At 71.1% G+C, this 13,296-nt stretch carries 13 protein-coding genes; all 13 read right to left on the bottom strand.

Annotated elements, in window-relative coordinates:
* Nucleotides 1–180: 180 nt before the first annotated feature.
* Entirely contained in the window at nt 181–846 is a 666-nt protein-coding gene (locus ACVHNB_RS05265) for a GOLPH3/VPS74 family protein (RefSeq protein ID WP_428952578.1), read from the bottom strand.
* Between the two features lie 30 nt (nt 847–876).
* Nucleotides 877–2,214 carry a YcaO-like family protein gene (locus tag ACVHNB_RS05260; protein WP_428952579.1) on the bottom strand — a complete coding sequence of 446 codons (1,338 nt, stop codon included), beginning with the start codon at nt 2,212–2,214 and terminating at the stop codon, nt 877–879.
* Between the two features lie 22 nt (nt 2,215–2,236).
* Nucleotides 2,237–4,771 (bottom strand): class III lanthionine synthetase LanKC, encoded by a 2,535-nt coding sequence (gene lanKC, locus ACVHNB_RS05255; protein ID WP_456227515.1) that lies wholly within the window; start codon nt 4,769–4,771, stop codon nt 2,237–2,239.
* A gap of 53 nt (nt 4,772–4,824) precedes the next feature.
* Nucleotides 4,825–6,516: a daptide biosynthesis intramembrane metalloprotease gene (mpaP, locus tag ACVHNB_RS05250; RefSeq protein ID WP_456227514.1), complete on the bottom strand. Its 1,692-nt coding sequence runs from the start codon at nt 6,514–6,516 to the stop codon at nt 4,825–4,827.
* Nucleotides 6,513–7,256, bottom strand: coding sequence for an ABC transporter permease (locus tag ACVHNB_RS05245; RefSeq protein WP_456227513.1), 744 nt, complete (start codon nt 7,254–7,256; stop codon nt 6,513–6,515). The genes mpaP and ACVHNB_RS05245 overlap by 4 nt, the downstream gene beginning before the upstream one ends.
* Nucleotides 7,249–7,986, bottom strand: a complete 738-nt coding sequence (locus tag ACVHNB_RS05240) for an ABC transporter ATP-binding protein (protein WP_428952583.1) — start codon at nt 7,984–7,986, stop codon at nt 7,249–7,251. The genes ACVHNB_RS05245 and ACVHNB_RS05240 overlap by 8 nt, the downstream gene beginning before the upstream one ends.
* Nucleotides 7,983–8,186: a hypothetical protein gene (locus tag ACVHNB_RS05235; RefSeq protein ID WP_428952584.1), complete on the bottom strand. Its 204-nt coding sequence runs from the start codon at nt 8,184–8,186 to the stop codon at nt 7,983–7,985. The genes ACVHNB_RS05240 and ACVHNB_RS05235 overlap by 4 nt, the downstream gene beginning before the upstream one ends.
* Nucleotides 8,187–8,327: 141 nt before the next feature.
* Nucleotides 8,328–8,480 carry a daptide-type RiPP gene (locus tag ACVHNB_RS05230; protein WP_428952585.1) on the bottom strand — a complete coding sequence of 51 codons (153 nt, stop codon included), beginning with the start codon at nt 8,478–8,480 and terminating at the stop codon, nt 8,328–8,330.
* Nucleotides 8,481–8,556: 76 nt separating this feature from the next.
* Complete coding sequence (locus tag ACVHNB_RS05225) at nt 8,557–8,727, bottom strand: daptide-type RiPP (protein WP_428952586.1); 171 nt, start codon at nt 8,725–8,727, stop codon at nt 8,557–8,559.
* Nucleotides 8,728–8,822: 95 nt separating this feature from the next.
* Nucleotides 8,823–10,019: a daptide-type RiPP biosynthesis dehydogenase gene (gene mpaC, locus ACVHNB_RS05220; RefSeq protein WP_428952587.1), complete on the bottom strand. Its 1,197-nt coding sequence runs from the start codon at nt 10,017–10,019 to the stop codon at nt 8,823–8,825.
* The gene (mpaD, locus tag ACVHNB_RS05215) at nt 10,016–11,332 is read right to left on the bottom strand and encodes a daptide-type RiPP biosynthesis aminotransferase (protein ID WP_456227512.1); all 1,317 of its coding nucleotides are present in this window, start codon (nt 11,330–11,332) and stop codon (nt 10,016–10,018) included. Before mpaD ends, mpaC begins: the two co-directional genes overlap by 4 nt.
* Complete coding sequence (mpaM, locus tag ACVHNB_RS05210; RefSeq protein ID WP_456227511.1) at nt 11,329–12,192, bottom strand: daptide-type RiPP biosynthesis methyltransferase; 864 nt, start codon at nt 12,190–12,192, stop codon at nt 11,329–11,331. Before mpaM ends, mpaD begins: the two co-directional genes overlap by 4 nt.
* On the bottom strand, nt 12,189–13,283 hold the full coding sequence (mpaB, locus tag ACVHNB_RS05205; RefSeq protein ID WP_456227510.1) for a daptide biosynthesis RiPP recognition protein: 1,095 nt from the start codon (nt 13,281–13,283) through the stop codon (nt 12,189–12,191). Before mpaB ends, mpaM begins: the two co-directional genes overlap by 4 nt.
* Nucleotides 13,284–13,296: the final 13 nt, after the last annotated feature.

The following is a 13,296-nucleotide window of genomic DNA, read 5'->3' as shown; positions in this document are numbered from 1 at the left end:
CACTGCATCGACACCCTCTGAGCACACCGGAAATTCCAGTTGGGTGGAATCTCAGATCCACCTCAAATTCACAGATGCTCCAACTCCGCGATGAGGCATTGGAGTTGCAAACAAAGAAGTCGGTGGGCGGGGCACCAGGTGCCCCGCCCACCGACGCGGTTGTCGAGTCGCGCTCCGCCGCTACGAGTTCACGGCCGCATTGACCGCCACCAGACTCATGAAGTACGCGACCGAGGCCGCCACCGCGTCGACGAGCGCGCGCAGCGCGGGCCGGGCCCAGTGGGCCTCGGCCACCTCGGCGCAACGCCGCTTCACCGCCGCCGAGTCGGCGTCGGGGAAGGCGATGCCGTGCAGGTCGCCGTGGTGGATGAGCGTGATCAGAGCCGCGGTGCGCTCATCGGGTTCGGCGCCCTGGACGACCGTTTCATCGAGAGCGTGGCGTACCTCGGCGCGGGCCCTGCCGTCGGTCTCGGGGTAGCGGGTGGTCTTGATGATGCCCAGCGTGCGTCCGCGTTCCTCCCGGACGAGTCCCTTGCCGAGCAGATCCTGGCGGGCGGCCGCGAACGCCTCCTTGTGCAGGGCGAAGATCCACTCCTGGGCGTCGCCCGTCTTCTTCGCCGGCTCCGCGAGCCGGGCCAGTACGGGGTCCAGGGACGCGGATCCCACCGCGGTGGTGTCGGTGGTGACGAGCCTCGCGCCGTCCAGGTGGACCCGGTCGGCCATCGCCAGTTCCAGCAGAGCACCGGCCGCGATCATGTATTCGGCCGTCGGCTGCTGCCGCACCGTCCCGGAGTCGTCGAGGCAGAGGAGCAGTACCTGCTCGCCCAGTGTGATGTTCATGGTCATGGTGCTCTCCGGTCGTTGCTGGTCAAAACGTCACGGCAAGGGATGCGGCCCCGGGCCGGCATCCTCCCCCTGGTGAGGGTCGCACGGCACAGCGGGGAGCCCCGTGCGCTGGGTGGCGGTGGCAAGGCGCGAACGGTTCCAGGTGAAGTCCAGGCGCTCGATCATGCGCAGCGGCTGATAACCGGGCACGATCGCCTTGACCGCCGCCCACCCCATGTCCTGCAGCGGCGTGGGCAGTCGGTGGGTGAGCTCCACCACCAGCGGATCGGCGCCGTCGGCCGCCATGGCCCGCACGATGTCGTCCGTCCTCACCCGATGCTCGACGGACGGCGCGAGCGGTGGCCGGAAATGCGAGAGCCAGCGCCGTACCGCATGGAAGTTCTCCCGCGACGCCACATACCGGAGCCGGTCGGCGTCGTCGAGGATCGTCGTGGGGGCGGGAGTCGGGGCATCGCCCCACCCCGCCTGCCAGGCGTTGACGATCACCGAGCGGATCTGCAGGGCTTCTTGAAGCGCACCGAGGATGCTCCAGGCCACGTCGTCGGTGGCGTTGCACCCGACGGTGGCCAAGGGCACGGACGCGGTCGTGTCGAGCACGATCCCGACCGTGCACACCACGCCGGGAATCGCCGTCGGCAGATCCGCCGCCAGCAGGGTCAGGCCGGCCCGGCGCGCGGCCTCCCGAAGCCGGGCGAGGCGCCGCCAGTTCGCGTTGTCACGGCCTGTCAGCGACGCATCCAGGTCGACGAGGCGAAGTGCCGACTGCCGCTGCCAGGCCACCAGGAGCGCATCGCGCTCGACGATCTCCAGAAGTGCCGAACGCAGCGCGTGCCCGGTCCCCTGTCCGGACGCCGCCCCGGACGGGCTCGGGTCGAACAAGTGCCGCAACTCCGCTCCCTGTTGTGGCACAGCGACCGGGTAATCGACCAGCGGCGCGGGGACCCACACCCGGGTGTCGTCGACGACGCGGCGGGCCGGGTACCAGTTCATCCTCTCGTCTACCGCCTCCGGTGATCCGAGCGCCACGTCCGCGCGCTCGAACTCCAGTGCAGAGCCGTCGAGTTCGCTCCGTCTGCGGCGCACCGCCCCTGCGGGCGCGGCCCGGTGGGGAAACAGTGCGTACCGCTCCACGCCCTCCCCCACGCCTCGCGTCACGGCGTCGCGGCGCGAGTGGCCGTAGGCACCGACGACCTGCGGGTCCAGCGCTCGCCCGCCGCCCGTGGCGGTACCGCCGGGGTGTCCCTCGGCAGCGCCGACGAGGCTGACCATGGAGCGCCACAGCAAGTCCACCGGCGGGGACGGAGGCAGCAGTACGGAGGTGTCGACCAGTCCGTTGACGGGATCGAGGGAGGCATTGAAGTCGATCACGGGGCACTTTCCTCAGGGGTGGTCACAGGAACGGATGCCAGGACCTGCTGCCGCCCAGCGCCGAGCCCAGCGCGCTCAGGACGCCGGCGGTTCCGGTGGCCATATCGGTGGAGACCCGCAGGCACTCGGTGCCGAGAAACGCGGGGCGGCCGTAGAGGTGCACGGCGTGCAGGCCGAATCCGTCGAGGTGGCGACGGACCACCTCCTCATCGGGGCTGCCGCCCGACAGCCGCAGGTGCGCCATCAGGACTCCGGCCCGGCCGTGGAACAGCCCGCCCTGTGTGGTGAACGGCAGTGCCGTGGCGTGCCGGACGGCGTCTCGTGCGGCCACCAACTCCGGTACTTCAGCGTTGAGTCGAGGGAGCAGTTCGTGCAGGACCATGGCGGTGCCTCCGCTGCCGCCGGCGAACAGCGGAAGGCGTCCGGCGGCGCCGGCCTCGAAGGCTCCTTCGCGCCAGCCCAGCCCCGCCAGATCAGCGCGCACACGCCTTTCGGCGGCCGTCAGCAGTCCTGCCTCGCCGGTGTGTTCGTACATACGCAGCAGGAACAGCGCACCGCCTGCCGGGCCACGCAGCAGCCCGTACGACGGCACTGCCTCCGCCGGCCGCTGCTCGGCCACGCGGACGGCCAGGTCCTGCGCGGCCGCGAGCAGTTCCTTGTCCCCGGTGCGCGACGCCAGGTGCAGCTGGGTCAGCCCGATTCCGGCGAGCCCGTCGTAGAGGCTGTCGTCGGCCCGGTCGAGGTCGGCCGGCGTGATGCGCGTGAGAAGTTCGCGGGCTTCTTCCTCTCGGCCCACTTCGGCCAGAGTGTGGGCGATGCCCGAGAGCCCTCGGTGGAACCCCGGCGCCGGCTCCGCCGCCGACCGCGCGGCGGTGATCAGCCAGTCCAGGTGCTGCGGCCGCATCGGCGCACCGGCGTGGTGCAGGGCCCACAGGACACCGGCCGCGCCGTACGCGAAGGCAGCTCCGCCGAGGGAACGTGCGAACTGTTCGGCGTCACCGGGGAACAGCCGGTCCGTACGCTCCCGCGAGACGGATTCGAGGATCCCTTCGGTCAACTCGTTTCGCAGAACGGGCCATTCGGCCGACCTGGGCGACGACCAAGTGGGGATCTCCTTCACGGTGGAGGCCGCCTGCGGAGCGAGTGCGGGCCCCAGATCCGCGTACACCTGCGCGGCGAATCCGTCGGGAAGCGGGTAGTGCGCGGCCAGCAGATCGAGGAGCTGTGCGACCTTGTGGTGCGGGGACCAGGTCACCGCGCCGGCCAGCGGGGCGAACACGGCCAGTCGCAGGCAGCCCAGCGCGTAGCGGTCGACGGCCCGTCCGGTGTATCCGGCGGGGGCCATGAAGCCGACCGCTCCCATGTGCTGGACGGACCCGCCGTCGGCGTCGCTGGCGGTTTCGAAATCGATGAAGGTGACCTTGCCGTCCTCGTCGACGAGGATGTTGCCCGGGTGCAGGTCACCGAAGACGACGCCGCGCTCGTGCATGCCCGCGACGCCCTCGTCGATCTGGTCGAGCACGTGCACGGCCCAGCGGGCGTACTCGGCGAACTCCGCGGGGTCCTGGCTGCCGCGCGCCAGCGGATTGCGCCGGGCCATCTCCTTGGAGAGCGGATTTCCTTCCACGTATGCACGGATCAGGTAGTAGTGCTCGTGCCCCTTGCGATGGTCGATCAGTTCCGGGATGCACGGCGAGCCCTGCAGCTTTTCCAGGGCCCGGTGTTCCTGCCCCAGTCGGATGACGGCGTCCCGTCCGTCGCCGTCGAGCCCGGCATGGGGGCGGGCCTCCCGCACCAGGACCTTGCGGTCGTCACGCGTGTCGGTTCCCTGGTACACGCCGCCGCCGTTGGAGAAGTGAAGGGCGCGGGTGACGGTGAACGGAAAGTCCCGCAGCATACCGGAGTTGCGTGCCGCGACCGCCTCGGTCAGGCAGTCGGGAAGGGTGACCCACTCGGGCGGCCGGAAGCCCGGGCCCCGCCGGTCGGGGACGAGTTCGCCGTCGGGATTCTCGATGCAGTACACGGTCTCGCCGGACGGGGACAGCTTCGAGCGCAGGACGAAGCCGCCGTAGCGCACATAGAGCGGACCCGAGCGCCACCGCAGGTCGCTGAGGATGTACGGGCCCGGCTCCCCGTCGAGAAGGTCACCCAACTCGGCCAGGACGCGCGCGAGATGGCCGTCGTCGCGCGGATAGATCGTCACGAACTTCCCGCTGCCGCTGCGGTCGCCGTATTTGCCGTTGCGCCGCTTGAGCGTTCCCGGACCACGCAGAAACTTGAACATCACCTGCTCGGTGGTGCAGTACTTCGCGACGACGCCGAGCACGTGCTCGGCGTTCCCCGGCGTCGCCGACACATGGATCTTCCAGCCCTGTGCGGGGAGTCGAGGGCTCGGCGGCGCGAGCACCGCCCACTCCGTGCCGAGGGTGCGGGTCCAGCCGTCGGGCAGCTCGTCCTGGGCCAGGGGATAGTCGTCCTCGGCGGCGCCCCGCGACGAAGGCACATCGAAATACGGGGTGCCGGGCGGGCAGAACGCCAGGTACTGAAAGATGTCCATGATCTTCTCCGCTCCAGGGGAGCACTGCGGTGTACGCCGGGCGCCGCGTGAGCTCAACGCCAGGCAGGTGCTATGTAGTTGAGGTACAGCCATGCGCCCAGCGACCGCTGCCCGGCCGACACCCGCGCCGCGCCTGCGCCTTCCGGTTCACCGTCGGTCACCCGCATGGGGACGCGGTGGGCCGGCACCGGCACGGTGTCGCCCTCACGCACCGGCACGAACGCGGACAGGGGCGCGGTGCCCTGCGTCCCGGTGGACTCGGTGATCTGCGCCGTGGCGATGTCGGCACGGGTGACCATGCCTTGGCGTTCGAGCGAGACCTTCGCCCCCGCGTGCAGCGCGTCCCGGTCAGCCGTACCGGACAGGACGAGCGTCGTGCGCCCGCCTTCCGTGACGTAACCGCCGGTGATCGTGTACGGGACGGACACGAAGGCCGCCACGGCTGTCGCCGCCCCGCCGACGAGGAGCCAGACCGCCGTGATCCGGCCGGTGCGGGCGCCGGCCTCCCGTGCCTGCCGGGTCAGCCGACGGCCCCCGGTCCAGGCGCGGTACAAGAGAGCGCAGACTCCCGTGAGAACGAGCGAGGCGCCGACGAGCCCGGTGCCCTGGATGAGGCCGAGCCAGAGCGAACAGGCGACGGCGATCAGGTAGAGCGGGAACGCCATGGAGGCCAGGCCGAACGCCACCGACCAGCGCAGCTGCGGAAGTTCACGGGTGTACCCCGTACCGCCGAAGAGCGACCTGGCCAGGAAGGAGCGGGCGTCCGTCATGGTCCGGTCTCGCAGGTGCGGCAGGTCGAGGTGGCTCATCAGGGCGATGTAACCGTCGAGCTTCACGAACGGCAGCAGGTTGAGCAGGCTCGTCGTATAGGTCGAGACGGCGAAGACGAGGACCGCGTCCCAGGCGTTGAGTGCCCCGCCGGTCCCGCCTGCCGCCCACGCGGTGAGCGCGGCGGTGCCGGCGATCATCGTCTGGGTGGCGATGCCCGCGACGGCGACCTGGACACGCTGCTGCCGGTGCGGCAGCCGCCAGCCGTCGGAGACGTCGCAGAAGAAGGCGGGCGTCAGGTAGAAGAGCATGACGCCCATGCGGCTGGGTTTGCCGCCGTGGTGGGCCAGGACGAGACCGTGCCCCAGCTCGTGCAGCGCGGTGGTGACGATCGAGGCGCAGGCAAGGGCTGCCAGATAGCTGAGCGGCAGGGGCTCGCCGAGCGCCCGGTAGACGTCGGGGGCCCGAAGTGCGAGAGCCAGCACACCGCCCACCGAGAGCAGCAGGGCGCACACGGCACCGGCCCGGCCCGCCAGCAGGCCGAGCAGTGGCGTCAGCCGCTGGAGCAGGCGGTCCGGACGAAGAACCGTGAACTGGAACGTCAGCGGGGGCACGTATTTGAACCGGGCTCCGCTGTGGCGGCGCTTCATGCCGTCCGCGATCAGGTCCATCCGGTCGAGGCGCTCCACGGCCCGCCCGACATCACCTTCGCGCCACGGCGGCCCGAGTACCTGCACAAGACCGGCGTGGTCGCGTGCCCCGTCCATGGACCGCAGCAGCCGCACCATGTCGGCGCCGACGCGGATGTAGTGCTGGGATCCGCGCTGCACCAGCCAGGGTGCCCCGTCCTCGATGGGGTCGTGCACCTGGACGTCGGGGGCGAGGCGGGGACGTGCCAGCAGCGCGGCACGCTCCTCGGCGGTGGGCTCCGCTGCCTTGCCGCGGGGGCGGGTCAGCAGCGCGCCGCCGCGCTTCACAGCACGTCCCGACGGTGCAGGAACCGGTGCGCCAGGAACCCGGCGACGGCCAGCCAGGCGCCGATCACCACGAACGCCCAGGGTTCGCCGAGCAGTTCGGGCTTGCCGTCGCGGTACACGGAGCTCATGGCGATGGTCATGGTGAACTTGCCGATGACCGGCGCCACCCGCAGCAGCGCCTCGTCGACGAACAGGGTCAGCCCGAGCACCGTCGCCACCGCGGCGGCCTGGTTCCGCAGGATCCAGCCGAGCAGAACCCCCCAGGGCGCGCCGAGCACCGTCACCACGAACACGCCGACGAGCGTGAGCGTCGTCTCCTGGGTCCACGCCGGATCGTGCTCGGTGCTCCGCAGGAAGATCCAGGGTGAGACGGCCGCGCAGACGGTGGCCAGCAGCCCGAAGGCGACCCCCATCGCGGTGCCGACGGCCAGCTTCGCCACGAGCAGCCGGGTCCGGCCGCCGCTGAGCAGCACCGACCGGCCGACCGCGCCCGCCTGGTACTCACGGCTCACGTAGACGGCGCCGAGCAGCGCGGACATCAACAGCATCATGAACCAGGAGCGCACCAGCTGGTCCGTGACGTCCTGGATGGTGGTGGCGCCCTTGGCGATGTCGGCGTCACCACTGGCGACGTATCCGCTGCCGGCCAGGACGCACAGCACCGTGCCGATGAGGGCCAGCGACCAGGCGGCCCGTCCGGACCACACCTTCGCCCATTCGGCGGCCAGCAGATCACGCATGGACGGACTCCTCGGTCGTGGCAGCGTCGACGAGCTCGAAGAAGCGGTCCTCCAGTCGGACCTCGCCACCGCGGGTGAGGTCGTGCAGGGAACCGCTGTAGCGCAGGGAGCGGTCGATGACGACCACGTCGTCGACGGTCTGCTCCACCTCGGCCAGCAGATGGCTGGAGATCAGGACCGTACGTCCCTCGTCGGCCAGGGAACGCAGGAAGGTGCGGAGCCAGCGGATTCCATCGGGGTCGAGGCCGTTGGCGGGCTCGTCGAGAATCAGCAGTTCAGGGTCGGCCAGCAGCGCGGAGGCCAGGGCGTGGCGCTGCTTCATGCCGGTGGAGTAGCCATTGATCTTACGGTCGGCCCGGTCGCCGAGACCGACCCGCTCCAGTACCTCGTCGACGCGGCGCGCGGGCAGTCCGAGCATGCGCGCCCAGATCCGCAGGTCGCGCCGGCCGCTGAGCCCCGGCAGGGCGCCGATGCCGTCCATGCTGACGCCGATCCGGTGGGCGGCGTGCGGCAGTTCGGCGTACCGGTGGCCGAAGACCGTGGCCTCGCCCGCGGTGGGAGCGGTCAGTCCGAGCAGCATGCGCAGGGTGGTCGTCTTGCCCGCGCCGTTGCGGCCGAGCAGGCCGACGATCCGGCCGGAACCGGCCTCGAAGGTGACGTCCTGGACAGCGGTCACCCGGCCGAAGCTCTTGGTCAGCCTTGTGCAGGTGACGACCGGGCCGCCGGTCATGCCTTCCTCGCCGCGCGCACGTTGAGTGTCATACGGACGACACAGCCGAGGAGGGCGATCGTGAAGGCGGCCTGTCCGATCCGGGCCGCGGTTCCGTCGAGCGTCATCTGGCAGAAGGCGAGCCCGACGACCAGCAGCGGAATCGCATAGGCGATCTTCTGGTTGGACTTGGCCCGTGTCTGAGCCTGCTTCTTCGACATGCCTTCCCTCTCGGTTGCTTGATGCCGCGCTCACATGGCCGCGGACCCGGTTGCGGGCGGTCAGCTGCCCGCCCGCAACCGGGTTGGTCCCTCAGCCCGCAGTCACAGCTCGGGGTGTGACCGCGGGCGGACGGGTGGTGCTCAGGTGACGGCGACGCCGCCGTAGATGGCGCTCACGGCGACGGACACCGTGACGCCGTCCTTGAAGTTGGACCAGAAGCCCGGGGCCTCCATGGCCTCCAGCTCCTGCATGTCCAGCTCCAGCGCGGAGATGTCGAGGTTGTTCTCCTGCATGCTTTTCACCTCCTCTCAAAGGCTCGTGACGATTCGGTGGTACCGGCGGCCGTAGTGGGACGGCCCGGGACCAAGATCAGGTGAGGACGGTCGCCACGACGCTGTACGTGACAGCGCCGCTGACACCGGCGCCGCTGACGTAGCCGGTCACGGACCAGAAGCCCGGCGCCTCCATGGCCTCCAGCTCCTGCATGCCGAGCTCCAGCGCGGGCGTGAAGTCCTGCGCGGCGTTCTCGATCGCCTGCATATCTGTCCCCCCTCCTTGTCTGTGCTGTTCCTTCAGGGCATCCGCCGTCGTACGCCCGGGCATGCGGCGACGGAAGTCTTCGTGTGCGGGCTCCCCTACGAGGGTTCGTCCCGGGTGGCCTGGCGCAGCAGGCCCGTGATGTCGGCGGCGGTGAGGCCGTCGAGCATCGGCAGGCCCGCGCCCCAGGCGCGCAGCGCTCGGGCCGATACGGCCTTCAGCTGCGCGTCGTCCGCCGTGAGGCTCCGGTCCACGCGCCAGGCGTCGGCCAGTTCTGCCACGCCGGTGGCCGGGTCGACGGACAACTCTCGTGGTCCGGCCGTCCGTAGCGCCTGCCACAACCGGGCAAGGCGAGGGCCGGAGCCGAGCCTGCTGTCGCCGTCGGTGACGGCCTGCCACAGAGGCGGCAGGAGCGCGGTGACGGCCGTCATCTTGCGGACCCCGAGGGCCGACGACAGCTCGTTGGCGAGGTACCAGCCCTTGCTCGCGTACGGCGGACGTCCCAGCACCACCCAGCCCGCGTGGCTGAGCCCACTGACCTTGGCCGCCTCGGCGCGCAGCCGAGCGTGCCCGGCCTCGTCCCCGGCCGTCCGCGCCGCGTGCAACTCCCATCCGAGCCGTACCGCGCGCATCATCAGCGTCTCGGCGAGCGCGTCCTCGGTGGGCGCGTCCCCGTGGTCTCCGACATACAGCCCCGTCAGCCGGAACAGCACCTCGAGGACGCCCTCCGCGACGAGTTCGTGCGGCAGGGTCGATGTCGCCAACGGGTCGATCACGGCCGCGTCCGGGTACAGGGACGCTCCCATGACGAGGCGTTTGGCACCGGACACGGTCAGGCACGCCACCGAGCTGCATTCCGAACCGGTGCCGAGCGTGGTCGGTACGGCGACGAGTGCCGCGCGGGCCGGTGCCGGAACGGCCGGCAGCAGCACCAGGCCGCTGCGCTGCGGTGTGGCGAGCCGGGCCCGGGTGTCAGGGACCGCGTTCATCTGCACGGCCAGCTTCGCCCGGTCGAGCAGCGAGCCGCCGCCGACCCCGACGACGAGCCGCACACCGGAGAGGCGGTCCGCCAGCGTCTCCACTTCCGCGAGACCGCCGGAACCCGAGAGTTCGACGGTCTCGACTTCATGGCCGGCCCTGGCGAGCTGCTCGTGGACACGGGTGGTCACCGGAGCATCGGCCACGGCGCCGTCGACGACGAGCGTGCTCGCGCGTTCCGCACGGTTGCGCAGCCAAGGCGCCAGGCCGTCGCAGCCGTACATCATGAGCGTCGGGCAGTGCCAGCCGAGCGTCATGCGCCGCCCTCCGCGTTCCGTGCCGTCCGCGCGTACGCGGTCAGGCCCGTGCGGACGCACTCCATCAGCTCGGTCAGTTCGTCCTCGGTGTAGGTGAGGGCCGGGAAGAGCTGGATGCCGTGCAGGCCGGGGTGGACGATGGCGCCCGCGTCGCGGATCGCGGCGACGAGCGCCGGCACCTCGGAGTTCGGCAGGGCCGAGCCGTCGGCCCCGCGCACCCGCACGGAGCGGAAACAGCCGATGCCGGTGGTCGCGGATACGTCGGGGTGCTCGGACACCAGCCGCCCGAGTTCGGTGTCGAGCCGGTCGGCGAGACGACGGCCGCGCGCCACCGCGTCCAGCCTGCGCATCTCGTCCAGCGTCGCCAGGATCGCCGCGCAGGTCACCGGTGTACCGGCTTGCGTCTCACCGTGGGTCAGGAGGGCACCGGAGCCGGTGAACTCGTCCGCGACCTGGTGTGAGGCGATGACGACCGCGGCCGCACAGGTGCCGTTGGTCAGGCCCTTGGAGGCGACGAGCAGATCCGGTTGTCCGGGCCAGCGCTGCGAGGCGAAGAAGCTGCCGGTACGGCCGAACCCGGTGGCCACCTCGTCGGCCACCAGCAGGAACCCGTGGACGTCGCGCAGTCGGAGCAACTCGGCGACGTACGCGTCGTCGAGCGGTACGGCCCCGGTGCCGAGCACTGGTTCGACGACGACGGCGGCGATCTGCGCGCCCTGCCGTTGCAGCAGGGTCGCCAGCTCGTCCGGGTCGTTCGGCGTGACGTGCCGCACGAGTCGCTGGTCGACCCCGTACACCTGTTGCCCCAGGTCGTCACCGGTCAGGGAGAACGAGCCGTAGGTCAGTCCGTGATAGCTGCCGCGCAGTCCGACCACGACCTTGCGCCGGGGCGTGCCCCGCAGCGCGTGGTACTGCCGTGCCAGTTTCATCACCAGGTCGTTGGCCGCGCCGCCGGACGTGGAGAACAGCACCTTGCCGTAGTGCCCGGCGCCGCACAGGTCGACCAGCTCCGCCGCGGCCCGGCGGGCGTAGGCGTTCTCGTACCGGAAGACGCTCAGGTACGAGGCGTCGCGCAGGGCCCGCGCGGCCGCGTCCGCGATCACGGGGTTGCCATAGCCGAGGTTGGTGTTCCACAACCCACTCGAACCACAGAGGAGTTGACGTCCGTCGGCGAAGCGGACCCTCACTCCTTCGGCGGCGACCGCGCACAGGTCGTCCCTGCCGTGATCGGCGGGGGACAGCAGGGACGGCCACAGGGCGGTCGTGCCCTCGGCGACCGCGGGTGGTCGGCGGTCCGCACCGGTGGCGCTCATGCCGTCACCTCCATTTCGAGCAGGACGTCGCGGTGCCGTGCGCCGCCCGTGGGCAGCGGATGGCGGGCCACGAGCGACAGTCCGGCGACGGTCGTCTCATCGATGAGCAGGTCGGCGGGCACGATCGCGATGGAGCTCGTGAAGACGGGCACCGGCCCGTCCTGCGCTCCGTCGGTGTCACCGGGGAAGACGGTGACCTTGCGGGTGGTGGCACCGGACGGCCAGTACTCGTGCATGCGGTACACGCGCCCGCTGGCGCCGGCCAGCTCATACACGTTCTCGTCGGATCCGGGCCCCTCGCCGTCCTCGCCCTCCACGCCGTTCCCGGGCAGGGCGTCATCGACCGTGGAGATCAGGAAGCGTCCGCCCGGAGCGAGGTGCTCACGCACCGCCGCGAACAGTCCTGCCCTGCCTGGTGCGTCGAGGAGCGACACGGATGTCGTGCCCAGGACGATCGCGCCGAAGCGCTGCCCCAGATCGAACCGGCTCATGTCGCCACGCACCGGCGTGCAGCGCTCCCTCAGCCGCTCGGGGGCGGATGCCAGACGCTCGTCCAGGGCGGCGAGCATGCCCGGGGACAGTTCGAGTGCGGTCACATGACGCCCGGTGGCAAGCAGTGGAAGGGTCAGCCGACCGGATCCTGCCGCGAGTTCGAGGACCGGTCCGGTCGACTGCCGTACCAGGGCGACCAGTTCCCGCACCTCGTGCGTGTCGCTCGCTGTGATGTCGTGGTAGACCGCCGACCCCGCCTCGTCGTACAGGTCGTGCAGTTCCGCCCGGTCGCCGAGTTCCGCCAGCAGGGCTCCGGCACGTCCCGGCAGCCGGCCGAGGGCAGGGACGGTATCGGTGGGGGACGTCACCTTGTCGCTCCGGCCAACTCGTCGCCGCTACCGGCGGTTTCACCGGAGACGGGCACCAGCCGCACTCCGCCGGCCGCGAAGGTTCGGACCACCTCGGCGAGCAGCACCCGGTCCGCGACGGCTGACGCCGCGTCCAGAGAACCCCGGACCAGCAGGGCTTCCACCGCTTCGCCCGCCGTACGGCTGATCCGGAAGGTCCGGCCCTCCGCCCGGACGAACGCGGCGTCATCCGTCCACAGCAGCAGCGGCACGGCGGCGTCATCGACGTCATGGCAGCCGACGACGGGCTCAGGGGATTCCGCGGGCACCGGAGCAAGCCGGCCTCCGAATCCCGACACCCGGATCTGTGACTCCCCTCGCGCCCGCAGTTCGCGTACTGCCTCGATCGCCTTCAGGTAACGCCCGATCCAGGGGCGGCCGGCCAGCTCTCGTACCCGTATGCCGTCGTCGACGACATCTGCGAGGGCGGCGGCGCACGGCAGTGCACTGAGAGCGTTCGCCTTCTCCCACCGCTCGGTCACGGCACCGAAGAGGTGCGGGCCGTCGTCGATGCGCGCCAGCTCGAGACCCCCCGGTCCGGTGCTGATGGAGCCGTCGGCCCGTACATACAGCCGGGTGCGTGGGCCGTCGTCGGCAAGATCGGCTCCCAGCGCGGCGACGTCCGTGAGCTGGACGGCGGGGTCGGTCACGAACGAGGGGAACGTGCCCTCGCTGAACGCCGCGTCGGCGTCGGTGAGGAACGCCTCGAAGTCCCCGTCCTCCATGACGCGGACGAGCGTCGCTCCGATCACCGACATGTAGGCGGACGTGCCGTAGTCCTGCGTCTGCAGGTAGAAGGTGTCGTCGTCCTCCAGGACGAGGTCGCCGCCGGGCTCGCCCAGCGAACCCTCGTACCCCATGACGAGCGCCACCCGGCGGTCGGCGGCGGCGTCCGCCGGCGCGCCCGGAGCGAAGACGGCCGAGCCGGGCCCGACGAGATCGGAGGCGAGCACGGCGGCCAGGTGGGCGTCGCTCTCCACGACGACCGTCACACTGCCCTGCATGCCGGCATGGGCCGCGCCCGGCAGCGGCTGCCCGGTCCCCCAGGACATCAGGTGCCGCCTG

The organism is Streptomyces sp. YJ-C3 (assembly GCF_053891275.1).
This window is presented reverse-complemented; position numbering and strand designations above follow the sequence as displayed.